17 protein-coding genes and 1 riboswitch are annotated in these 22,083 nt (G+C 61.7%); of the genes, 4 read left to right on the plus strand and 13 right to left on the minus strand.

Features of this window, described 5'->3' with window-relative positions; all coding sequences use genetic code 11:
• Complete coding sequence (locus AC0Z5Z_RS06475; RefSeq protein ID WP_485610885.1) at nt 1–1,749, plus strand: molecular chaperone; 1,749 nt, start codon at nt 1–3, stop codon at nt 1,747–1,749.
• Between the two features lie 103 nt (nt 1,750–1,852).
• On the opposite strand, the gene serB is transcribed toward AC0Z5Z_RS06475, so the two are convergent.
• Nucleotides 1,853–3,067, minus strand: coding sequence for a phosphoserine phosphatase SerB (gene serB, locus AC0Z5Z_RS06480; protein ID WP_041477650.1), 1,215 nt, complete (start codon nt 3,065–3,067; stop codon nt 1,853–1,855).
• A 134-nt stretch (nt 3,068–3,201) separates the two neighbouring features.
• Here serB and AC0Z5Z_RS06485 point away from each other — a divergent pair, with 134 nt between their 5' ends.
• Entirely contained in the window at nt 3,202–4,713 is a 1,512-nt protein-coding gene (locus AC0Z5Z_RS06485) for an AhpA/YtjB family protein (RefSeq protein ID WP_095180973.1), read from the plus strand.
• 348 nt (nt 4,714–5,061) lie between these two features.
• Here AC0Z5Z_RS06485 and AC0Z5Z_RS06490 read toward each other — a convergent pair whose 3' ends face one another.
• The 9 genes from AC0Z5Z_RS06490 to AC0Z5Z_RS06530 all read right to left on the minus strand — a co-directional run bounded on the left by AC0Z5Z_RS06490 (nt 5,062) and on the right by AC0Z5Z_RS06530 (nt 14,561).
• A complete protein-coding gene (locus AC0Z5Z_RS06490; RefSeq protein ID WP_024011350.1) occupies nt 5,062–5,772 on the minus strand; it encodes a PqiC family protein in 711 nt (236 codons plus the stop codon).
• A 185-nt stretch (nt 5,773–5,957) separates the two neighbouring features.
• A complete protein-coding gene (parC, locus tag AC0Z5Z_RS06495) occupies nt 5,958–8,222 on the minus strand; it encodes a DNA topoisomerase IV subunit A (protein WP_024011349.1) in 2,265 nt (754 codons plus the stop codon).
• A gap of 7 nt (nt 8,223–8,229) precedes the next feature.
• The gene (locus AC0Z5Z_RS06500; RefSeq protein WP_236168142.1) at nt 8,230–8,754 is read right to left on the minus strand and encodes a retropepsin-like aspartic protease family protein; all 525 of its coding nucleotides are present in this window, start codon (nt 8,752–8,754) and stop codon (nt 8,230–8,232) included.
• Nucleotides 8,751–9,740, minus strand: a complete 990-nt coding sequence (locus tag AC0Z5Z_RS06505; RefSeq protein ID WP_252868693.1) for an esterase-like activity of phytase family protein — start codon at nt 9,738–9,740, stop codon at nt 8,751–8,753. Before AC0Z5Z_RS06505 ends, AC0Z5Z_RS06500 begins: the two co-directional genes overlap by 4 nt.
• Nucleotides 9,740–11,647 carry a DNA topoisomerase IV subunit B gene (gene parE, locus AC0Z5Z_RS06510; RefSeq protein WP_095180975.1) on the minus strand — a complete coding sequence of 636 codons (1,908 nt, stop codon included), beginning with the start codon at nt 11,645–11,647 and terminating at the stop codon, nt 9,740–9,742. Before parE ends, AC0Z5Z_RS06505 begins: the two co-directional genes overlap by 1 nt.
• Before the next feature lie 41 nt (nt 11,648–11,688).
• Entirely contained in the window at nt 11,689–12,297 is a 609-nt protein-coding gene (locus AC0Z5Z_RS06515) for a YqiA/YcfP family alpha/beta fold hydrolase (RefSeq protein ID WP_095180976.1), read from the minus strand.
• A 290-nt stretch (nt 12,298–12,587) separates the two neighbouring features.
• The gene (gene cpdA, locus AC0Z5Z_RS06520) at nt 12,588–13,403 is read right to left on the minus strand and encodes a 3',5'-cyclic-AMP phosphodiesterase (protein ID WP_252868692.1); all 816 of its coding nucleotides are present in this window, start codon (nt 13,401–13,403) and stop codon (nt 12,588–12,590) included.
• Between the two features lie 97 nt (nt 13,404–13,500).
• Nucleotides 13,501–13,953 (minus strand): DUF1249 domain-containing protein, encoded by a 453-nt coding sequence (locus AC0Z5Z_RS06525; protein WP_016771972.1) that lies wholly within the window; start codon nt 13,951–13,953, stop codon nt 13,501–13,503.
• On the minus strand, nt 13,944–14,561 hold the full coding sequence (locus AC0Z5Z_RS06530) for an NUDIX domain-containing protein (protein ID WP_024011344.1): 618 nt from the start codon (nt 14,559–14,561) through the stop codon (nt 13,944–13,946). The genes AC0Z5Z_RS06525 and AC0Z5Z_RS06530 overlap by 10 nt, the downstream gene beginning before the upstream one ends.
• 227 nt (nt 14,562–14,788) lie before the next feature.
• Between AC0Z5Z_RS06530 and AC0Z5Z_RS06535 the strand changes: the two genes are divergently transcribed.
• Nucleotides 14,789–15,535: an RsiV family protein gene (locus AC0Z5Z_RS06535; protein WP_016771974.1), complete on the plus strand. Its 747-nt coding sequence runs from the start codon at nt 14,789–14,791 to the stop codon at nt 15,533–15,535.
• Here AC0Z5Z_RS06535 and cytX read toward each other — a convergent pair.
• Nucleotides 15,504–16,796 carry a putative hydroxymethylpyrimidine transporter CytX gene (gene cytX, locus AC0Z5Z_RS06540; protein ID WP_485610886.1) on the minus strand — a complete coding sequence of 431 codons (1,293 nt, stop codon included), beginning with the start codon at nt 16,794–16,796 and terminating at the stop codon, nt 15,504–15,506. The two genes, AC0Z5Z_RS06535 and cytX, sit on opposite strands and share 32 nt — an antisense overlap.
• 140 nt (nt 16,797–16,936) lie before the next feature.
• Nucleotides 16,937–18,826 carry a phosphomethylpyrimidine synthase ThiC gene (gene thiC, locus AC0Z5Z_RS06545; RefSeq protein WP_041477643.1) on the minus strand — a complete coding sequence of 630 codons (1,890 nt, stop codon included), beginning with the start codon at nt 18,824–18,826 and terminating at the stop codon, nt 16,937–16,939.
• Between the two features lie 145 nt (nt 18,827–18,971).
• A riboswitch (TPP riboswitch) is annotated at nt 18,972–19,077 on the minus strand.
• 204 nt (nt 19,078–19,281) lie between these two features.
• On the opposite strand from thiC, the gene AC0Z5Z_RS06550 reads away from it, so the two are divergent.
• Entirely contained in the window at nt 19,282–20,715 is a 1,434-nt protein-coding gene (locus AC0Z5Z_RS06550) for a TolC family outer membrane protein (protein ID WP_150638304.1), read from the plus strand.
• 91 nt (nt 20,716–20,806) lie between these two features.
• On the opposite strand, the gene waaA is transcribed toward AC0Z5Z_RS06550, so the two are convergent.
• Nucleotides 20,807–22,081: a lipid IV(A) 3-deoxy-D-manno-octulosonic acid transferase gene (gene waaA / locus AC0Z5Z_RS06555; protein WP_485610887.1), complete on the minus strand. Its 1,275-nt coding sequence runs from the start codon at nt 22,079–22,081 to the stop codon at nt 20,807–20,809.
• Between the last annotated feature and the right edge of the window lie 2 nt (nt 22,082–22,083).

Raw genomic sequence — 22,083 nt, forward strand, 5'->3', positions numbered from 1 at the left:
ATGAGCCAGACCAACTTTTCTCCCAAGCTGCGCGCTCCGACTCCCACGCAAACGCGCCTGTCGTTCTGCGACGCCAGCCCGCGCGACCTCAAGCGCTGGATCGCCGGCCTGCCCAAGGCCAACATCGGCGAAACCGCCCGCCTGCTCTACCAAGGCCTCGGCGAACTGAACCTGTTGCTCACCCCCAGCGACAATCGCCTGCAACTCCTGGAACTGCTGCGGCCCGAGGTGTATTTCGTCTGCCAGCATCTGGAACGGCATTTTCTGCATCAGGCGATCATGCTCGACGAGCGTTCGCGCAAAGTCAGCAACCTGTGTCAGGCGCTGCAAGGTCAGTTGGCCATCGGCTATAAACAGATCGTTCTGCGCATCCTGCCCAAATACAGCAAGGATCGCGCGACATTGGTCGGCACCGCCTTGCAACGCGCCGCGCATGCCCTCAAGGCGCAACTGGTGCGCGCCACGCAGCTGTACAGTTCACCGCCGGAACACGTGTGGTTGGAATTGCATCAGCTGTATCGCAGCGCTGCGCAATTACAGCTGCAACAACGGCGGCTGCGCGATGATCTGGCGTTTTTGACCAGCGAACTGAGCGTCGAACAGACCTACATCGCCGCGCTGCTATTGGGCAGTGCCCGTTGCAATCAATTACGCCAGAGTCAGATTGCTCGGCTGGCCGAGGTGATCGAGCCGTGGAGCGCCCTGCTCAAACTGCATCCCGGCAGCGCCGACGACGGTTTGTTCGCCATCAGCCCGGAACTGGATGTTGGTCCACGCTACCGCAAGATGTTTCGCAGCGAACAACAGAGCGGGCTGCTGGGCTTCGACCCGCAGCCCTTGGTCAAGCAGCTCGAAACGCACCTGCTGCAGCAGCCGACTTCAACCCCCCTGCCTGTTTCCGCCGGTCTCAGCATCGATACCCTGCAACATCTGCACGCCACTTGGGGCCAGGCTGCCGAACGCAGTTTTCAGCGCAGCGCCGGCCAGGGCACATTGACCGTGTGCGTCGGCATGAGCGCCCTGCACTTCCACCTCGGCGGCGAACGCACCTTTAGCGAATTGCTCAAACATCCCGGTGGGCGAGCGGCGAACTTCACCAGCGTGGTGGTGAACGGCGAAAAGGACAGCTGGAGTCAAGCGTTCGACGCCGCACCGCAAGGCAACGATGAGCTGTTGCCGTACGAGGAAATCCAGTACGACCAGTTGAGCGAGGATGAAGGCCCCGGCAACTCGCCGAACTATCCGACTTACGCCTTGCCGGTGATCAACCATAGCCCCGGCGGCTATTGCCTGGCCTGGCCGAGCGAGGTGCCGGCGGAATTGCAGGCCGGGGAAATGCTCGGCATTCAGGACAGCGAGGGCAAAGGCTGGAGCATTGCGGTGATTCGCTGGATCCGCCAGGTGCGCGGTAGCGGCACGCAGATGGGCATTGAACTGGTCGCGCCACACGCGCAGCCGTGCGGGCTGCAACTGGTTCGTTCCAAGGACGATCACAGCCATTATCTGCGCGGTTTGCTGTTGCCGGAGATCAGTGCGATCGATGTGCCGGCCACCGTGCTTGCGCCGCGCCTGCCGTTCCAGGAAGGCAACAAGGTGTTGATCAACACCCAGGGCGAAGAACACCGCGCCGGGCTGGATCGGCGGGTGGCGAGTACGCACAGTTTCAATCAGTTCGCCTATCGCTCGCTGGATCCTGCGCAGAATGGCGGGGGTGAGGAGGATTTTGATTCGTTGTGGAATTCGCTCTAGACCGAGGCGCGGCCTTCGCGAGCAGGCTCGCTCCCACACTGGAATGAGATTTCCTGTGGGAGCGAGCCTGCTCGCGAAGAGGCCAGATCAGCTTATGGAGATCTCAGAGCTGCCCGTCACGATCCCGGAAACCCAGCAGATACAACACACCATCCAGCCCCAGCGTTGAAATCGCCTGCTTCGCCGACTGCTTGACCAACGGTTTGGCGCGGAACGCCACGCCCAGCCCGGCAATCGCCAGCATTGGCAAGTCGTTGGCGCCGTCGCCGACGGCAATGGTCTGCTCCAGACGCAGCCCTTCCTTGTGCGCCAGCTCCTTGAGCAGATCAGCCTTGCGCTGCGCATCGACAATCGGCTCGATCGCCACGCCGGTGCACTTGCCGTCGACCACTTCCAGCTCGTTGGCAAACACGTAGTCGATGCCCAGCCTGGCTTGCAGCTGCTTGGCGAAATAAGTGAAGCCGCCGGACAGGATGGCGGTTTTGTAGCCAAGGCGCTTGAGTTCGGCGAACAGGGTTTCGGCGCCTTCGGTCAGGCGCAGCGAGGCGCCGATCGAGTCGAGCACGCTGACGTCGAGGCCCTTGAGCAGCGCCAGACGCTCCTTGAAGCTGGCGCGGAAATCCAGTTCACCGGCCATGGCGCGCTCGGTGATTTCCGAAACCCGGTCACCCACGCCGGCCGCTTTGGCCAGCTCATCGATGACTTCCGCTTCGATCAGCGTCGAGTCCATGTCGAACACCGCCAGACGCCGGTTGCGGCGAAACAGCGAGTCTTCCTGGAAGGCGATGTCGACGTTCAATTCCTGGGCAACGCTGAGGAATTCGGCGCGCAAAGCCTGCGGATCGGCGGCTTCGCCGCGCACGGAAAACTCGATGCAACCCTTGCCCTTGTCGGCCGGCGTGTCCAGCGGCATGCGCCCCGACAGACGGTCGATATGGTCGATATTCAAGCCATATTTGGCGGTGATCGCGCTGACCGCCTGCAACTGGCCGGCTGTGACTTTGCGCGTCAGCAGGGTAACGATATGGCGTTTCTTGCCCTGATTGCCCACCCACTGCTGGTAATCCTCTTCGGACACCGGGGTGAAACGCACTTGCTGATCCAGTTCGTAGCCCTTGAACAGGATGTCCTTGAGCACTGACTTGCCCTGTTCGGAATCGGGAATTTCAACCAGGATGCCGAACGACAGGGTGTCGTGGATCACCGCCTGACCGATGTCGAGAATGTTCACACCACCTTGTGCCAGAACACCGGTGATGGCCGCTGTCAGACCGGGACGGTCGACTCCCGTGATGTTAATCAGGACGATTTCGCGCAACGCGCACCCCCGCAACTGGAAAAAAACCGCATTCTACCCACTTTCAGTGACCATCGGGCACCGCGAGCGCTTTGCCGGTCTGGGGCCTGTCGCTATACTGCGCGTCAACTTCACGGACAAAGAGCCGAGCTCAAGTGAACCGGCCCACGCCAGTCAAAACCGATAACTTCTTCCTGCTGATCTTCCGTGCACTGCGCCATCGCCGTGTACCGATTGCATTGCGCATTGCCAGCCACAACGTGATCCTGGTCGCTCTGGCCCTGGTGATCTATGCCGGGGTGATGGGTCTGCAATTCAAGCAGGCCATGCACGAGCAGGCCGATGCGCTGGGCGAAAGCCTGACCACGCAGACCGCCACCTCCGCCACCGAGCTGCTGGTGTCCAACGACATCCTCAGCCTCAACGTGCTGCTCAACAACCTGACCAAGAACAAACTGGTCGCCCACGCGGCGATCTACAGTGTGGACAACCGCATCCTCGCCGAGTCCGGTCAGCGTCCCAAGCACAGCCTGCTGGGCGAAGCCGAGGGCATGTACGAGAGCAAGATCACTTTCCAGGACGTGACTGCCGGGCAACTGCGCATCAGCCTGGACATGGATCAGTTCCAGCAGCCGATGACCATCAGCCTGCAAAGCATGGGCATTCTGAGCGCAATTCTGCTGGCGCTGTCATTGGCTCTGAGTCTGCGCATGGGCCGCTATCTGTCGACGCCGTTGCTGCAATTGCGCGTGTGGCTGCGCCGGATCGACGCGCACACCCCGGGCATCGATCGCCAGGATGAAATCGGCGATCTGGCGCGCCAGCTGCATGCCAGCTACGCCCCGGAACCGGAGCCTGAGCCCGAACCCGAGCCGGAATTCGCCGAGGAAGAAGACGAGCCTGAATTCGAGGTGCGTAACCTGCGCGATCCGAGCTTCGACGAAAGCCGCCCGCTGGCCGCGAAGAAACCGGCACCGCGTCACCTGGTCAGCACCGTCGAAGACGATGATGACGATGACGCTTTCGCCGACCTGCGCGACGAATCGCTGAACGGCGCCGCCCAACCGCTGACGCGCAAACCGAGCCCTGACGTGCCACAGCACACCGCCGTACTGGCCGTGCAACTGGGTTCGCAGGAACAATTGCGTCGTTTGCCTCGCGCACGTCTGGAAGAATTGCAGGAACGCTATCGCGACTGCCTCGAGCAGGCCGCGTCGCTGTATCAGGGCGAAATCGAAACCCTCAACGATGGCAGCACGCTGTTGCTGTTCCATACCGAAGATTGCGGCGACGACTACCTGACCAATGCCATCTGCTGCGGCGAATTGCTGCGTGCACTCGGCCACCAATTGCAGATCGAGGTCGCAGACAGCGGCATCACCCTGCAATTGCAGCTGGGCCTGACCTTGGGCGATGAGTTGTTCGGTCTGAGCCAGATTGATCTGCTGCTGACCGATTCGGCCCAGGATGCACTGGCCTTGTCGCAACACAGCCGCAATCTGCTGCTGGTCGAGCGCAAGATCAGCGATGACACGCTGATCCGCCAGCGTGCGCGGATCCGGCCGATCGCCAGCCCTGAAGGCGCTTGCTGTGTGGAGCGGTTGATGGAGCCATATCCGTCGATGCTCGAACGGCAACTGGCGCGGATGCATGAGCGCCGGGCGTAAGGCTTAGGCCCGATACGCAAAAGCCCGCAGACAATTAATTGTCTGCGGGCTTTTTTGTGCGCGGTGTTATTGGAATCGTGCGCATCCCTGAAAAGCCCCTCACCCTAGCCCTCTCCCAGAGGGAGAGGGAACCGGTTGGGGGAAATTCCAGAATTACACCGACTTGAACGCCCTGCTTTGAATCCACAATCGCCAACATCTTTCAGGTCGACGTAAGACGCCCGACACCTCAGTCGGTCCCCTCTCCCTCCGGGAGAGGGCTAGGGTGAGGGGCTTTTGATCTTCCACCCCACCCCCAGACACAACAAAGCCCGCACTAGGCGGGCTCTGATCTGGCTCGTTCCAGCCTCAGAAGCGAAACACTTCCATATCGGTACGAATAGGCGAGGCCATCGGAATCTTTGGCTGCTTCTCGGCATCCGCCGCCGGCGCTGCGGGTTTCGGCGCGGCTTTACGCGGTGCCTCGGCCACGGGCGGCTGGTTGGCCAGTGGCTTGAGCGCCACCGACAACTGCTCGGCCAGACGCTGCAACAGAACCCCTTGTGCCTGCACCTGGGACGCGGTGCTGCCGGCGTGCGTTTCCTGCAGGTGAATGATGCGGTTATCACGCACCTTGCCGCGACGATCGATCAAACGCCATTGCGCATCGAGAATCGCCGGTTGTTTCGCCCCGGAATCCAGACGGGTGATGGTCAGCAGAACCTGCACATCCGGCGTGAATCCGGCAGTAGCAGGCGCCAGCACCACGCGCTGGCTGTCCAGATGACCGGCGACCTGACGCATCAGCAGTTGATCGATATCCGACGAAAGGCTGCCAGCCCAACGACCGTCGGTCGCCGCTTGCAGGCTGCCGTCGGGTTGACGTTGCAGCAGGGTTTCGCGTTGCAGGTAATCGGCAACAACTACCGGCCCCAGCAAAACCGCCATGCCTGCGCTTTGCGCAGGCTGAACCGGACTTCCGCTGTCCAGTTGGTACAGCGACACCGGCTGGTGAACGCTGCAACCCGCCAGGCCAAGAACGCCGGCGAGCAACAAAATAAGGGGGCGTAGAGCAGTCATCATCCCGTCCAGGTGGCCGCCACAAGGCTGACCACAGTGAAAATACTCAATAAATATGAAGAACGCTCGGCCACGCCGGCGCTTGAAAGGCCATATCATCCGTGAATATGCGTTCCGACTCCAGCGCCAAAGCGTCGATCTACGCGTTTAATCGCAGATCGAACGCTCTAGTAAGGCGTTCTCGCCTAATTGAGGTTTTCGACGAGCAGCGCATCCACTCTCTGGAAGCCCCGCGGAAGTTTGTTTCCGCGCCGTCCACGCTCACCTTTGTAGTGCTCGAGGTCGTCGGCTTTCAGCGACAGGGTCCGTTTGCCAGCCTGCAATACCAGGGTGGCGCCTTCCGGCAGGACGGCGATGTCCGTGACATATTCTTCGCGACTGGCCACGCGTTCACCGGATATACCGATGATCTTGTTGCCTTTGCCCTTACCTAATTGTGGCAGATCGCTGATTTTGAAGATCAGCAGGCGACCTTCGGTCGTGACCGAGGCCAGCCAGTTCTGCTCACGATCGGCCACAGGGCGCGGCGCGATGACCTTGGCGTTGTTCGGCAGGCTCAACAGGGCCTTGCCGGCCTTGTTCTTCGCTTGCAGGTCTTCGCCTTTGACCACGAAGCCGTAACCGGCATCGGACGCAATCACGTACAGCGCATCGTCTTCGGGCATCAGCACGCATTCGAACGAAGCGCCCGGTGGCGGCGTCAGACGGCCGGTCAAGGGTTCGCCCTGGCCACGGGCCGACGGCAAGGTATGCGCGGCAACCGAGTAGCTGCGACCGGTGGAATCGATGAACACGGCAAACTGGTTGGAGCGCCCCGCCGCCGAGGTCTTGAAGCCATCGCCGGCCTTGTACGACAAACCGGTAGCGTCGATGTCGTGGCCCTTGGCCGAACGCACCCAGCCTTTTTCCGACAGCACGACGGTGACTTTCTCGTTCGGCAGCAGATCGTGCTCGCTCAGCGCCTTGGCTTCGGCGCGCTCGACGATTGGCGAGCGGCGGTCGTCGCCGTAGGTTTCGGCGTCTTTGAGCAGCTCGGTACGCACCAGTTTCTTCAGCTTGGCTTCGCTGCCCAGCAGGGCTTGCAGCTTGGCTTGCTCCTTGAGCAGTTCGTCCTGCTCGTCGCGCAGCTTCATCTCTTCCAGTCGCGCCAACTGACGCAAGCGGGTGTCGAGGATGTAGTCGGCCTGAATCTCGCTGAGGGCGAAACGCTCAATGAGCTTGGCTTTCGGATGCTCCTCGGTACGGATGATGTGAATTACTTCATCCAGGTTGAGGTAGGCGATCAGCAAACCGTCCAACAGGTGCAGGCGACGCTCGACCTTGTCGAGGCGGAATTGCAGGCGGCGACGCACGGTCAGCACGCGGAATTCCAGCCATTCGACCAGCAGCGCACGGAGGTTTTTCAGCTGCGGCTTGCCGTCCAGACCGATGATGTTGACGTTGACCCGGTAGGTCGACTCCAGCTCGGTGCTGGCGAACAGGTGCTGCATCAGCGCTTCGTGATCGACGCGGCTGTTGACCGGGATGATCACGATGCGGCACGGGTTTTCGTGGTCGGATTCGTCACGCAGATCGGCGATCTGCGGCGCTTTCGACGGTTTGGCCTGCATCAGCGCGGCGATCTGCTCCAGCACCTTGGCGCCGGAGACCTGATGCGGCAGCGCGGTGACGATGATGTCGCCGTCCTCGACGTGGTACACGGCGCGCATACGCACCGAGCCCTTGCCGGTTTCGTACATCTTCAGCAGGTCGGCACGCGGCGTGATGATTTCCGCTTCGGTCGGATAATCCGGACCCTGGATGTGTTCGCAGAGCTGTTCGACCGTGGCTTTCGGCTCATCCAGCAAGCGCACGCAGGCGGTGGCGACTTCACGCAGGTTGTGCGGCGGCACATCGGTGGCCATGCCCACGGCGATACCGGTGGTGCCGTTGAGCAGAATGTTCGGCAGGCGCGCCGGCAACACCAGCGGCTCCTGCAGGGTGCCGTCGAAGTTCGGCCCCCAGTCCGCGGTGCCCTGGCCCAGTTCGCTGAGCAGCACTTCGGAATAGCGCGACAGCCGCGCTTCGGTGTAACGCATGGCGGCGAAGGACTTCGGATCGTCCGGCGCACCCCAGTTGCCCTGGCCGTCGACCAGCGTGTAGCGATAGCTGAACGGCTGCGCCATCAGCACCATCGCTTCGTAGCACGCCGAATCGCCGTGGGGGTGGAACTTGCCGAGCACGTCACCGACGGTACGCGCCGATTTCTTGTGCTTGGAATCGGCGTCCAGCCCCAGTTCGCTCATGGCGTAGACGATACGCCGCTGTACCGGCTTCAGGCCGTCGCCGATATGCGGCAAGGCGCGGTCCATGATCACGTACATGGAGTAGTTGAGGTAGGCATTTTCGGTGAAGTCAGCCAGCGAGCGGCGTTCTACACCATCCAGGCTGAGATCAAGGGAGTCGCTCATGCGGGCCTCATCGGTTCGTTGTCTGGCGCAGCAGCATGGTGCCACCGCGCTGGGTAAATTCAAGTTTGTTCAGGGCGCTCATGCCGAGCAGCACCTGGTCGCCATGCAGCCCCGGCGCCACCAGTGCGCGGACATCCCGCAGCACGATGTCGCCCAGTTGCAGGCGGGCAATCTTCGTTCGATAGCCCTGGCTCAGGCCATTGGCCGTGCTCAGGGTCACGCCGAAACCTTCTTGCAGCTTCAAACGCTTGGCCAGATCCGCCGGGATCGCGACATCGGTCGCGCCGGTGTCGAGCATGAACTCCACCGGCTCGCCGTTGATCTGGCCGCTGGCGACAAAATGTCCTTGGGCATTGCTCGCCAGTTTCACTTCGATAAAACCTTCGCCCTGCTCCGACGTAACCACGATGTTCGGATTCTGCTGGCGCTGCTCCCACTGACCGAAAAACCGCGTCGCGAGAAACAGTGCCGCGCACCAGGCGAGGACCATTAGCACCCGACCGGCACGCTTGCCCGGCGGTTGCTGGCTCATGGCCTGGCACTCCAGCCACCGTCCGGCGCGGCGAAGCGCCAGACCACCGGGCGGACTTCGCCATCAGCACGTGGGCCAAAATTGTTGTCGACGCCGATCCACGCACCTCCGGCATCAATGATCAGCGCTTCTTCCAGTCCGTAGTTCTGCGAGTAGCGGCGATTTTCCCGCAACAGTTCGCCGGCGTACGACCAGCATTGTTCGACCTTGGCCGTCTGTGCATCGCGACGGCAGATCTCGAAAGCGTTGCGCTCAAGGGTAAACAGCTTGCCGTTGAACAAGGAAATGTCGGAAAAGTCGCGATGAACCGCTTTCGCCTTGGGAAACTGTGGCGGCTGCATCTCCTTGCCGCCCTCACTGAGCAGCACGCAGCGACCGTCACAATCCCACACCGTCTGCTGGCGCTTGATCAGCAGCAGGCCGCGCTTTTGCCGTTCGGCGGCCAGCCATATCTGATCACCGGCCGGGTTGATCGCCAGGCCTTCGAAGATCGAATTGAACTTGAGCAACAGGCCGCTCGCCCGCGCTTCGCGAACCAGCAGCGGCGAGATTTTCAGCCAGTTCGCCGGGCCACTGACCGGCACCTGCAACACCGCCGCATGGGCTTCGCTGACGATGTAGCGATTGCCAGCGCTGTCGCAACTGATGCCTTCGAAATCCAGTTCGCCCCCGCGAATGAACGACGCCGCCCAAGTGCGCGAGCTCAACCCCCACGGCAAGCCGCTCTCGGGCACGGGCGGCACGTCGATGTGCACGGTTTGCGCCTGCCAGACCGGATCGCGGGTATCGAGCCGATAGATCTGCTCGTCATCGCGATCGGAAACGGTCCACAGCTCGTTGCCGCACATGGCCAGACCTGACAGGTTACCGCCGCGCATGCCTTCGACCGGGTGTTCGGAAAGCAGCCGCAATTGTTGCAGCGGCTCGGCCGACACGCTCAGCGCACTCAGCAGCAACGCACCCGCCAAGGCCCAGCCAAACTGCATCAGGCCAGCACCTCGGCGAGGTTGCCTTTGGATTCGAGCCAGGTCTTGCGGTCACCGGCGCGTTTCTTCGCCAGCAGCATATCCATCATTTCCGAGGTTTCGGCGAAGTCTTCGCCCAGCGTCAACTGCACCAGACGCCGGGTGTTCGGGTCCATGGTGGTTTCACGCAGTTGCGGCGGGTTCATTTCACCCAGACCTTTGAATCGGGTGACCTGGGGTTTGCCGCGTTTCTTTTCGGCCACCAGGCGATCGAGAATGCCGTCGCGCTCGGCTTCGTCGAGGGCGTAGTAGATCTCTTTGCCGAGGTCGATGCGGTACAGCGGCGGCATCGCCACGTAGACGTGACCGGCATCCACCAACGGGCGGAAATGCTGGACGAACAGCGCGCACAGCAAGGTCGCAATGTGCAGACCGTCGGAGTCGGCGTCGGCGAGGATGCAGATCTTGCCGTAGCGCAGCTGGCTCATGTCCGCCGCGCCCGGATCGACGCCGATGGCCACGGCGATGTTGTGCACTTCCTGGCTGGCGAGTACTTCGCTGCCGTCGACTTCCCAGGTGTTGAGGATCTTGCCGCGCAACGGCAGGATCGCCTGGAATTCCTTGTCCCGCGCCTGCTTGGCCGAACCGCCGGCGGAATCACCCTCGACCAGAAACAGCTCGGAACGCATCGGGTCCTGCCCGGCGCAGTCAGCCAGTTTGCCTGGCAGCGCCGGACCTTGGGTGACGCGTTTGCGCTCGACTTTCTTGCTCGCCTTGAGACGGCGGCCGGCGTTGTTGATCGCCAATTCGGCCAGGGCCAGACCGGTTTCCGGGTTGGCGTTGAGCCACAGGCTGAAAGCGTCTTTAACCACACCGGAGACGAACGCCGCTGCCTCACGGGAAGACAGACGCTCTTTGGTCTGGCCGGAGAATTGCGGCTCCTGCATTTTCATCGACAGGACGAAAGCGATGCGCTCCCAGACGTCTTCCGGCGCGAGTTTCACGCCGCGTGGCAGCAGGCTGCGGAACTCGCAGAACTCGCGCATCGCGTCGAGCAGACCCTGACGCAGGCCGTTGACGTGCGTACCGCCTTGGGCGGTCGGGATCAGGTTGACGTAGCTTTCCTGCACCGCGTCGCCACCTTCCGGCAGCCACAACAGTGCCCAGTCGACCGCTTCCTTATTACCGGCGAAAGCGCCGCAGAACGGCTCGTTGGGCAGACGTTCGAATTCGCTGACCGCATCGACCAGGTAGGAGCGCAGGCCATCTTCGTAATGCCACTCGACTTTCTCGCCGGTGCCTTTGTCTTCGAAGCTGACCAGCAAGCCCGGGCACAACACAGCCTTGGCCTTGAGCACATGCTTGAGGCGGCTGATGGAGAATTTGGGAGAATCGAAGTATTTCGGGTCCGGCGCGAAGTACACGCTGGTGCCGGTGTTGCGCTTGCCGACGGTGCCGACGATTTCCAGCTCGGAGGCCTTGAAGCCGTCCTTGAAGGTCATCTGGTATTCGTTGCCGTCACGTTTGACCCGTACGCGCACTTCGGTCGACAGCGCGTTGACCACGGAAATACCCACACCGTGCAAGCCGCCGGAGAACTGGTAGTTCTTGTTGGAGAACTTGCCGCCCGCATGCAGCTTGGTGAGGATCAGTTCGACGCCGGACACACCCTCTTCCGGGTGAATGTCGACCGGCATGCCACGGCCGTCGTCGCTGACTTCCAGCGAATGGTCGGCGTGCAGGATGACCTGCACCGATTTGGCGTGGCCGGCCAGGGCTTCGTCGACGCTGTTGTCGATGACTTCCTGGGCGAGGTGGTTCGGCCGACTGGTGTCGGTGTACATGCCGGGGCGTTTGCGCACCGGGTCGAGGCCCGAGAGGACTTCGATGGCGTCGGCGTTATAAGAACTAGCGCTGGGAGTGGCCATAAGGTCTCGTCGTCAGTCATTCATGAAAGAGGGGCAAGACTTCACAGCGTGGTGAAATCGATTGCCTGATACATATCGGCAGCCATGCCGGCAAAACTCAGCAACGCCGGCAATTGCCCGGCAAAGCCCTGGAAACTGTGGTCGCCGCCGGCCTGGATGCGCAAGGCACAGGCGCGGTAATACTGTTGGGCGAGGCGATAATCCAGCGTTTCGTCGCCGGTTTGCAACCAGACCTGATAACGCTGCGGATCCTGCGGTGGTGGCACTTCCAGTTCGGCCAGCGCCGTGACGTGGTCGTGGGTCAGTTCCCAGGTTTCATCGGTGTAGAGGTTCTGCTGCGTGCCCAGATAACCATCGAACATCCGGTGCGGGCTGACCGCCGGGTTGACCAGCAGGGCTTTCAGGCCATGGCGCTCGGCCAGGTGAGTCGCATAGTAGCCGCCGAGCGAACTTCCCACCAGCAACGGCCGGCCCAGCTCGGCGATTGCCTGCTCGAGCTGACCGATGGCTTCACGCGGATGGTGATGCAGCGCCGGCACGCGCAATTGCCCGCTCAAACCCAGCTGCTCCATGACCGCGACCAGCTGACAGGCCTTCTTCGAGGCCGGCGCGCTGTTGAAACCGTGGATATAGAGGATCGAACCGGACATTTGAGCTCCCTGGCTGTCGGCGAAAGATAGCGGAGTTTACAGGGAGAAGGACCGGGATTGGGGGTGGGTTCAATAAATTGGTGTGACAGCACAAGCTGCCCTCACCCTAACCCTCTCCCGGAGGGAGAGGGAACCGACTGGGGGATATTCGAGAGCTACACCGACCTGAGCGTTTTGCTGCGAATCCATAATCGATATCGCTGTTTCAGGTCGATGCACAGCCAAAGACACCGCGGTCGGCCCCCTCTCCCTCTGGGAGAGGGCTGGGGTGAGGGTCTTTGATTGTCAGTTCAGTAACCGTTGGAGCCGTAATCGACTGTGAACTCGAAGTCGCTGACTCTTTCGACGCCCGTTTCCAATTTCCCGTCCGGCAACAATCGCAACCAGCGATACCCCGGCGCCTGCTCGCCCACTTTGAAATCCGCACTCCCCGGCTCGAACTGGATACACGTCGAGGGCGAGGCCATCAAGCGCACGCCATTGCGGTCGCGATCGATTTCCTGATGCACATGCCCCCACAGCACCGCGCGAACCTGTGGAAAGCGATCCAGCACTTCAAAGAACGCTTCCGGGTTGCGCAAGCCGATCGGCTCCATCCACGCGCAGCCGATCGACACCGGATGATGATGCAGGCACACCAGATGATGGCGCTCAGGCGCCTCGCTCAGCGCGCGGGCGAGCAGTTGCAATTGATCATCCTGCAGATAGCCCGGCACCGAACCCGGCACCGCCGAATCCAGCATCGTCACCCGCCAATTGCCAATATCGACCACCGGCTCCAGCAGCGTGCTTTGCACCGCCGCCTCGGCCATGACCATCGGCTCGTCGTGATTGCCGGGAATCCAGCGCGCGGGTGCACTGATCTGCGCGCTCAGTTGGCGGAATGCCTGATACGACTGCAGCGTGCCGTCCTGGGAAATATCGCCGGTGGCCAGCACCAGGTCGATCTGCGCCTGTTGCGCCAACACCAGGTCGATGACCCTTTGCAGGCTCTCGCGGGTCTTCATGCCCAGCAGCGTGCCGTCCGCCTCGGCGAACAAGTGGCTGTCGGACAACTGCACCAGCAGCGCCGGGTCGGCGCTGGTCAATGTCGATACGCTGGGCAAGGCGCTCTCCCGGGGCTAAGCACGCAATGGATGGGTGCGGCAATTATGCTGGGGGATGACAAAAAGGGGAAACCGCCGAAGCGGACGCAGTTCACAACTAGCGAACGACTTCGTACTCGTGCCCCAACGCCAGGCAATGACTCAGCCATTCGCCCAGAAACACATTGAGCTGGGCCTTTTCATCGGGCTGGTGCATGGCGGCGTTCGGATAAGGATAGATGCCGCGAAAGCGTCGTGCATGCTCGGCGCTGACCACTTCGGCCATGCGCGCGTCGTGGTAGACCTGCACTTCCAGTTGCGGCACCGGCAACCACGGCAGACTGTGCTCCTGGCGCACCTGCAAGGTCGTGGTGTACGGGCAGGTCTGCAACACCTCGAGAGCGAGCACGCCAAGCATCTGCTCGCCCTGGGTCACAGCGATACGCCGCGCCTCGGGTTCGTTGCGCATGTCCGGCAGCAGTCGCATCAGGCGCGCGTAGTTGGCCTCGCAGGCGGCTTGCAGCCCTACGAGGTCAACCCGATAACGATCGCGCAGCTTGTTTACGACCATAGCCCCCTCACTTCGGCGCGGTTGAGCGCCAGCCACTGCAAGGCGATGATGCTCGCCGCGTTGGCAATACGTCCGTCACGCACGGCCTGCAAGGCATCTTCAAATGCCCAGACCGTTACGCGAATGTCTTCGGCCTCTTCTTCCAGCCCGTGCAGACCGCCGACACCGTCGGTGCTGCAACGTCCCAGATACAAATGCACGAACTCGTTGCTGCCACCCGGCGAGGGGAAATACTTGGTCATCGGCCACAGCGCCTTGATGTCCAGCCCAGCTTCCTCCTGCGCCTCGCGGTGAGCAACTTCTTCCGGTTGCTCATCCTTGTCGATCAGACCGGCGACCAGTTCGACCAGCCATGGGTTGTCGGCCTTGCCCATGGCGCCGACACGAAACTGCTCGATCAACACCACTTCATCGCGCTGCGGATCGTAAGGCAGGACGCACACGGCATCGTGGCGCACGAAGATTTCACGATTGATCTCGCGGCTCATGCCACCGGCGAACAGCTCATGGCGCAGGTGCACACGGTCAAGCTTGTAAAAGCCCTCGTAGCATTTTTCGCGCCGCACGATATCCACGGCGGTCGGAATGGCGTTGGCAAAGTCAGTCATAATCTTCCTCTTTACTGCACATCCATTACGAGGTTGCTGTGTACAACCGGCAACCTCGACTTCGCGCCATCCTAACGCGCCCGCACCGTTTGATGCAGCCCCTTTACCGTCAGCGGGATGGACGGTGAAGCTGAAACACACTCTAATCAGCTTAGTGGCGAACTGACTGCTCCGTTGAGAGTCGAAGCGGTATCTTTTTGCCTTCCCCTGCTTTCGAAAGGACGCCCATGTCGCTTTTCAAAATTGCCTCCGTGGCCGCTATTGCCCTGACTCTGGGCGCTTGTGCCAGCCTGTTCCAGCCCAACTATCGCACGCCGCTGGAAACCACCCGCGACGCCTCGGAACAACTCAAACCCGGCTGTTCCAACCCCGATTGCCCGCTGGTGAACATCGACACCCTGCGCTTCCCGGACGAACCGGCGCTGGATGGCATCATCGAAAAACGTCTGCTGCAAATGACCCGCACCGAGAAGAACGCGCCGGTAGCGCCAACCCTGGCCGCCTACCGCGAGCAGTTCCTCGCCAGCGCCGGCCCGCGCAACAGCAGCTATCTGCAAGCGAAAGTACGCGAGCAGCATGACGGACTGGTGATCATCGAGCTGTCGAGCTACCTCGACACCGGCGGCGCCCACGGCACGCCGGGTCGCGGTTTCATCAACTATTCGCGCCAGCAGCACAAGGTGCTGAACCTGTCCGACATGTTGCTGCCGGGGCAGGAAGAGGCGTTCTGGAAAGCCGCGCAAGTGGCGCACAACAGTTGGCTGATCAGCACCAAGCTCGATCAGGAGGCGGAATTCGTCGCGAACTGGCCGTTCGTGAAAACCCCGCACGTGGCGCTGACCTATGGTGGCGTGATCCTCAAGTACGACGTGACTACCATCGCGCCTTATGCGCTGGGCCACGTCGAACTGAAGATTCCTTACCCGCGCCTGAACGGCATTCTCAAGCCTGAGCTGTTCCCCGGCCGTAACTGAAGGCCCGGCCCAGCACTAACTGCAACAGCCCTGCCAGCACCAGCGCCGGCAGGGTTGCGCCGACATCCGGATACAGATTCGCCAGCAAGTGGTAGGTGCTCACACCACCCAGCCACGCCAGCAACGCCGGCCAGCGCAATGCGGCTGACGCGACCTGAGCACTGCGTTTGCGCAGGATGAAGTGATCCACCAGCACCACGCCGAACAGCGGCGCGAACACCGAGCCGATCAACAGCAGGAAATTCTGGTACTGCGCCAACGGCGCCAGCAGTGCGATCAGCGTGCAGATCACGCCGATGGCCAAGGCCAGATGCTCGACTTTCAGACGCAACAGAATCCCGCTCGATACCGCCGCCGAGTGAATGTCGGCAAAAGCGTTTTCCGACTCGTCGAGCAGAATCAGCAACAGCGGAATGCCCAGGCCGGCGCCAGCCAAGGCCAGCAGCAACGCATTGACTTCACCGCTCGGCGCGAACGCCAGGGTGTAGGCCACACCAAGGCTCATCAGCCAGAAGTTACCGATGAAAAAACCCACAGCCGTGCCACCGAAAACATTCTTCGCGCGTTTGCCGAAACGCGAGTAGTCGGCAATCAGCGGCAGCCATGACAGCGGCATGGCGATGGCAATGTCGAAGCCCACGGCAAACGGCATCGAACCGTCACCGGCGCGCGCCCACAGCGCCGCGAGGTCGGCTTTGGCGAACAGGTTCCAGGTCAGCCACAGGCACGCGGCGAGCAACAGCCAGATGCCCCACTTGCGCAGAATCTGCCGCACGAACGTCAACGGCCCGCTCACCGCGAGCAAGGTCGCCAGCGCACCGAAGAACAGCGTCCACAGAATCGGATTGGCCCACAGCGAACCTTCGCTGAAGGCGCGGCTGCCGAGCAGACTGGCGGCGTCGCGCATGACGATGATTTCGAACGAGCCCCAGCCGATCAGTTGCAGCAGATTGAGCAGCGCCGGCAGGCTCGCGCCTTTGCTGCCGAGGCTGAGCTTCAGCGCCGCCATCGATGACAGGCCGGTGTCGCTGCCGATCACGCCGACTGCAGCCAGCAACAGCACGCCCACCAGCGTGCCAAGGAAGATCGCCAGCAAAGAACCGGACAGACCCAGACCCGGCGCGAGCAATGCGCCGGTCTGCAAAACCATCAGGCCGATGCCGAGGGAGAACCACAGGGAAAACAGATCGCGCCCGCCGAACACACGCTTTGCAGCGGGGACGGCGAGATCGGGGGAATAAGTGCCGGGTTGAATGCTCAAGGGTGTTATCTCAAAGGGACATTTGTTGTGATCGTTCCCACGCTCTGCGTGGGAATGCCTCTCGGGACGCTCCGCGTCCAGTGACGCGGAGCGTCACGGGCTGCATTCCCACGCGGAGCGCGGGAACGATCAGTACGGGGTCAAACTTTCTTGTACAGCTGACTGCCTTCCTTCTTGAACCGCTCGGCCTGTTCCGCGAGTCCTTTGGCGACGTCCACGTCGACCGCATCGATGCGTTGGTTGGCCGCATATTCACGGACTTCCTGGGTGATCTTCATCGAGCAGAATTTCGGCCCGCACATCGAGCAGAAGTGCGCGACCTTGGCCGAGTCCTTCGGCAGGGTTTCGTCGTGATAGGAGCGCGCGGTGTCCGGATCCAGGCCGAGGTTGAACTGGTCTTCCCAGCGGAATTCGAAACGCGCCTTGCTCAGTGCGTTATCACGAATCTGCGCGCCCGGGTGTCCCTTGGCCAGGTCCGCTGCGTGGGCGGCGATCTTGTAAGTGATGATCCCGGTCTTCACGTCATCCTTGTTCGGCAGGCCCAAGTGCTCCTTCGGCGTCACGTAGCAGAGCATCGCGCAACCGAACCAGCCGATCATCGCCGCGCCGATACCCGAGGTGATGTGGTCATAGCCCGGCGCAATGTCGGTAGTCAGCGGGCCGAGGGTGTAGAACGGCGCCTCGTCGCAGCATTCGAGCTGCTTGTCCATGTTCTCTTTGATCAATTGCATCGGCACGTGGCCCGGGCCTTCGATCATGCATTGCACGTCGTGTTTCCAGGCGATCTTGGTCAGCTCGCCGAGGGTTTCCAGTTCGCCGAATTGCGCTTCGTCGTTGGCGTCGGCAATCGAGCCCGGACGCAGGCCATCGCCCAGCGAGAAGCTGACGTCGTAGGCCTTCATGATTTCGCAGATTTCGTCGAAGTGGGTGTAGAGGAAGTTCTCTTTGTGGTGCGCCAGGCACCACTTGGCCATGATCGAACCGCCACGGGAGACGATGCCGGTGACGCGTTTGGCGGTCAGCGGCACGTAACGCAGGAGCACGCCGGCGTGAATGGTGAAGTAGTCGACGCCCTGCTCGGCCTGTTCGATCAGGGTGTCGCGGAACAGCTCCCAGGTCAGGTCTTCAGCGACGCCGTTGACCTTCTCCAGCGCCTGATAGATCGGCACGGTACCGATCGGCACCGGCGAGTTGCGGATGATCCACTCGCGGGTTTCGTGAATGTGTTTGCCGGTGGACAGGTCCATCACCGTGTCCGAGCCCCAGCGAATGCCCCAGGTCAGTTTCGCCACTTCTTCTTCGATCGAAGAACCCAAGGCGCTGTTGCCGATGTTGCCGTTGATCTTCACCAGGAAGTTACGACCGATGATCATCGGTTCCAGTTCGACGTGGTTGATGTTGGCGGGAATGATCGCGCGGCCACGGGCGATTTCTTCGCGGACGAATTCAGGGGTGATTTCTTGCGGAATGCTTGCGCCGAAGCTGTGGCCGGCATGTTGCTGTTTGAGCAAACCGGCTGCGCGGGCCTCTTGCAGCTTCATGTTTTCGCGGATGGCGACGTATTCCATCTCGGCGGTGATGATGCCTTTGCGCGCGTAGTGCATCTGGCTGACGTTGGCCCCGGCCTTGGCGCGGCGCGGGTTGTTGACGTGGGCGAAGCGCAGTTTGGTCAGCTCGGCATCGGCCAGACGCTGCTGGCCGAAGTTCGAGCTCAGGCCCGGCAGGCGCTCGGTATCGCCACGGTCATCGATCCACGCTGAACGCACATCGGCCAGACCTTTGCGCACATCGATGACCACGTTCGGGTCAGTGTACGGGCCGGAGGTGTCGTAGACCGTGACCGGCGCATTGATCTCGCCGCCGAAATCGGTCGGGGTTACATCGAGGCTGATTTCGCGCATCGGCACGCGGATGTCCGGGCGCGAGCCCTGAACGTAGATTTTTTGCGAACGGGTGAACGGCTTGACCGATTGCTCGTCGACCTTGGCCGAGTCACTCAGGTTGATCGCGTTTTTTTCTTTTGTTGTCATCACGGGCTCTCCAGACAGCATCCAGCAGTGGATTGTCGGAGCAGAACCTGAAAGGCACGGACGCACCAGGACCGGTGCTGTGCATTCGTCATGAGCGTTCGATTGTCGAACAATATCCCGGACGAAGCACAAGAGGACTCGCCGGGTGACGAGAAATCTTGTTCCCTACGCAGGCGCTAACCTGATCAGGTTCAACGGGATCCGAAATTATTCGATCTCAGCCTCATAGCAAGGCACCCCGACAAGAACCCGGCCAGTCTAGACACAACCACCGAGGAACGCCAACACCGCAGCGAACGCCATGATGAATGGCGTAAATACCCAGGCTGGCCGATTGTTGCCGGAGCAATGCGCAACTACACTCGCTTGGCCTGCCCAGCCTTGACGCTGTGCGGGCTGCGCCTTACCTTTGGCGCCCGGATTACTTCCATAATATTCATGCTAGGGATCGCCTCATGCTGCGCAAACTTTCATTGGCTGTTGCCGTGTCCTGTGCGTCCAACACAATGGCCTGGGCAGCGGAAGCACCCTTGTCGACCAAAACCGATCTGGTCAGCGTCTATCAGGAAGCGGTCGACAATAACGCCGACCTCGCGGCGGCCCGCGCCCAGTATGGCGCGCAGAAAGAAGTGGTGCCGCAGGCCCGCGCCGGTCTGCTGCCGAACCTGTCCGGTGGCGCCGAAGTCGCCGACGTGCGCACCTCGATCGACCAGCCTTCGGCCGTCGCCAACCGCAGCGCGCATTCCTATCAGGCGACACTCGCGCAGCCGCTGTTCCGCGCCGATCGCTGGTTCCAGTATCAAGCAGCCAAAGACGTCAACGAACAGGCCGCGCTGCAGCTCTCGGCCACCGAGCAGAACCTGATCCTGCAGAGCGCCGAAAGCTACTTCAACGTGCTGCGCAGCCAGGACAATCTGGCCTCGACCAAGGCTGAAGAAGCGGCGTTCAAACGTCAGCTCGATCAGTCCAACGAGCGCTTCGATGTCGGCCTTTCGGACAAGACCGACGTGCTGCAATCGCAAGCCAGTTACGACACCGCGCGAGCCAACCGCATCGTCGCCCAGCGTCAGGTCGATGATGCGTTCCAGGCGCTGATCACCCTGACCAACCGTCAGTACAACTCGATTCAGGGCATCGTCCACACGCTGCCGATTCTGCCGCCTTCGCCCAACGATGCGAAATCCTGGGTCGACACGGCGGCGCGGCAGAACCTCAATCTGCTCGCCAGCAACTACGCGGTCAGCTCCGCCGAGCAGACGCTCAGGCAGCGCAAGGCCGGCCACTTGCCGACCCTCGACGCCGTGGCCAAATACGAGAAAGGCGACAACGACGCCCTCGGCTTCGCCAACCCCAACTCGTTCGGCGCACCTTATGGCGGCAACGTCGAGCAGAGCACGCTGGGCCTGCAACTGAACATCCCGATCTACAGCGGCGGGCTGACCAGTTCGCAAGTGCGTCAGTCCTATGCGCAACTGGATCAGAGCGAACAGCAGCGCGAATCGCTGCGCCGGCAAGTAGTTGAAAACACCCGCAATCTGCACCGCGCGGTGAACACCGACGTCGAGCAGGTGCAGGCGCGCCGCCAGTCGATCATCTCCAACCAGAGTGCGGTGGAAGCCACGGAAATCGGTTATCAGGTCGGCACGCGCAACATCGTCGACGTGCTCGACGCGCAACGCCAGCTGTACACCTCGGTGCGCAACTACAACAACACCCGCTACGACTACATCCTCGACAACCTGCGCCTGAAGCAGGCAGCGGGGACGCTGAACCCGGGTGATCTGGAAGATCTGCGGCGCTATCTGAAAGCCGATTACAACCCGGACAAGGACTTCCTGCCGCCGGATCTGGCGTCGGCGGCGGAAGCGCAGCTCAAGGCCCGGCCTTAAGCGTTAAAAACAAAAGATCGCAGCCTTCGGCAGCTCCTACAGGGAAATGCATTCCAACTGTAGGAGCTGCCGAAGGCTGCGATCTTTTTGCTTACTTGATCAATCTGCCCAAGCTATCCAGCAGCCGCTGCAACGCGCCCTGATTACGGCGCATCACCGCCAGCCCGGCCTCCGCCATGCGCTGCGCATCACGTGGCAGTTCGAACAAGCGCTGCACCTCGACTGCGAGGCCTTCGGCATCATCCACTTCGGCCAACGCTCCGGCTTCGCGCAGTTGCGCGGCGATGTCGAGGAAGTTGAACAGGTGCGGGCCGCTGAGTACCGGTTTCGCCAGCGCGGCGGGTTCGAGCAGGTTGTGCCCGCCGTTCGGCACCAGACTGCCGCCGACAAATGCGCTGTCGGCCAGGGCATAGAGAAACAGCAACTCACCCATGGTGTCGCCGAGCAGCACGCTCGTTTGCGCATCGACATTGGCCCCGGTCGAGCGACGTACCGTGGCGAAACCTTCGCGCTGGCACAAGTCGAACACCGAATTGAAACGCTCGGGATGACGCGGCACCAGAACCAGCAACGCATCGGGATGACTGCCCAGCAAACGACGATGGGCGTCGAGCACCACTTCGTCTTCGCCTTCGTGGGTGCTCGCAGCGATCCATACCGGGCGATCCTGCGCCTGCCACCGGCTGCGCAGTTCGGCTGCACGCTGCAACAGTTGCGGGTCGATGGTCAGGTCGAACTTGATCGAACCGGTGACCTCGACAGTTTCCGGACGTGCGCCAAGATCGCGGAAGCGCTGGGCCTCGGCTTCGGTCTGCACCGCCAACAGGCTCATCTCGGCAAGCATCGGCGCAGTGAGTTTGCTGAAGCGGCCATAGCCTTTGGCGGAGCGCTGCGACAACCGCCCATTGGCCAACGCCACCGGAATCCCGCGCTTGGCACATTGATGAATATGGTTAGGCCACAGCTCGGTCTCCATGATCACTGCAAGCCTGGGCTGTACGCGATCAAGAAAACGCGCCGCCGCACAAGGCAAGTCATACGGCAGATAGCAGTGTTGAATGCGCGCCTCGTTGGCGAACAGTGCCTGAATCCGCTCCGAACCGGTCGGGGTCATGCAGGTCACGGTGATCGGCAGCGTCGGGTAGCGTTCCAGCAGCGCGCGGATCATCGGCGCGGCGGCAATGCTTTCGCCGACCGACACCGCGTGCACCCAGATGCCACCGGGCTGCAACGTCGGCATGCCATAAGTAAAGCGCTCGCCAATGCGTTTGGCATACGCCGGCGCCTTGCGCGCGCGCAGCCACAGCCGAATCGCCACCAATGGCAGCCCCAGGTAAAACAGCGCGGTGTAGAGAGTTCTATTCATGG

It is taken from the genome of Pseudomonas sp. 1L-E-NC-VB-C3, from assembly GCF_057291535.1.

Bases quoted from the DNA above. Each gene is read 5' to 3' on its own strand.
- waaA (WP_485610887.1), bottom strand. From the start codon at position 22,081: ATGAATAGAACTCTCTACACCGCGCTGTTTTACCTGGGGCTGCCATTG.
- AC0Z5Z_RS06525 (WP_016771972.1), bottom strand. From the start codon at position 13,953: ATGGTCGTAAACAAGCTGCGCGATCGTTATCGGGTTGACCTCGTAGGG.
- AC0Z5Z_RS06490 (WP_024011350.1), bottom strand. From the start codon at position 5,772: ATGACTGCTCTACGCCCCCTTATTTTGTTGCTCGCCGGCGTTCTTGGC.
- AC0Z5Z_RS06515 (WP_095180976.1), bottom strand. From the start codon at position 12,297: ATGTCCGGTTCGATCCTCTATATCCACGGTTTCAACAGCGCGCCGGCC.
- AC0Z5Z_RS06550 (WP_150638304.1), top strand. From the start codon at position 19,282: ATGCTGCGCAAACTTTCATTGGCTGTTGCCGTGTCCTGTGCGTCCAAC.
- AC0Z5Z_RS06505 (WP_252868693.1), bottom strand. From the start codon at position 9,740: ATGCAGTTTGGCTGGGCCTTGGCGGGTGCGTTGCTGCTGAGTGCGCTG.
- thiC (WP_041477643.1), bottom strand. From the start codon at position 18,826: ATGACAACAAAAGAAAAAAACGCGATCAACCTGAGTGACTCGGCCAAG.
- parE (WP_095180975.1), bottom strand. From the start codon at position 11,647: ATGGCCACTCCCAGCGCTAGTTCTTATAACGCCGACGCCATCGAAGTC.
- parC (WP_024011349.1), bottom strand. From the start codon at position 8,222: ATGAGCGACTCCCTTGATCTCAGCCTGGATGGTGTAGAACGCCGCTCG.
- AC0Z5Z_RS06500 (WP_236168142.1), bottom strand. From the start codon at position 8,754: ATGAGCCAGCAACCGCCGGGCAAGCGTGCCGGTCGGGTGCTAATGGTC.
- AC0Z5Z_RS06475 (WP_485610885.1), top strand. From the start codon at position 1: ATGAGCCAGACCAACTTTTCTCCCAAGCTGCGCGCTCCGACTCCCACG.
- AC0Z5Z_RS06535 (WP_016771974.1), top strand. From the start codon at position 14,789: ATGTCGCTTTTCAAAATTGCCTCCGTGGCCGCTATTGCCCTGACTCTG.
- AC0Z5Z_RS06530 (WP_024011344.1), bottom strand. From the start codon at position 14,561: ATGACTGACTTTGCCAACGCCATTCCGACCGCCGTGGATATCGTGCGG.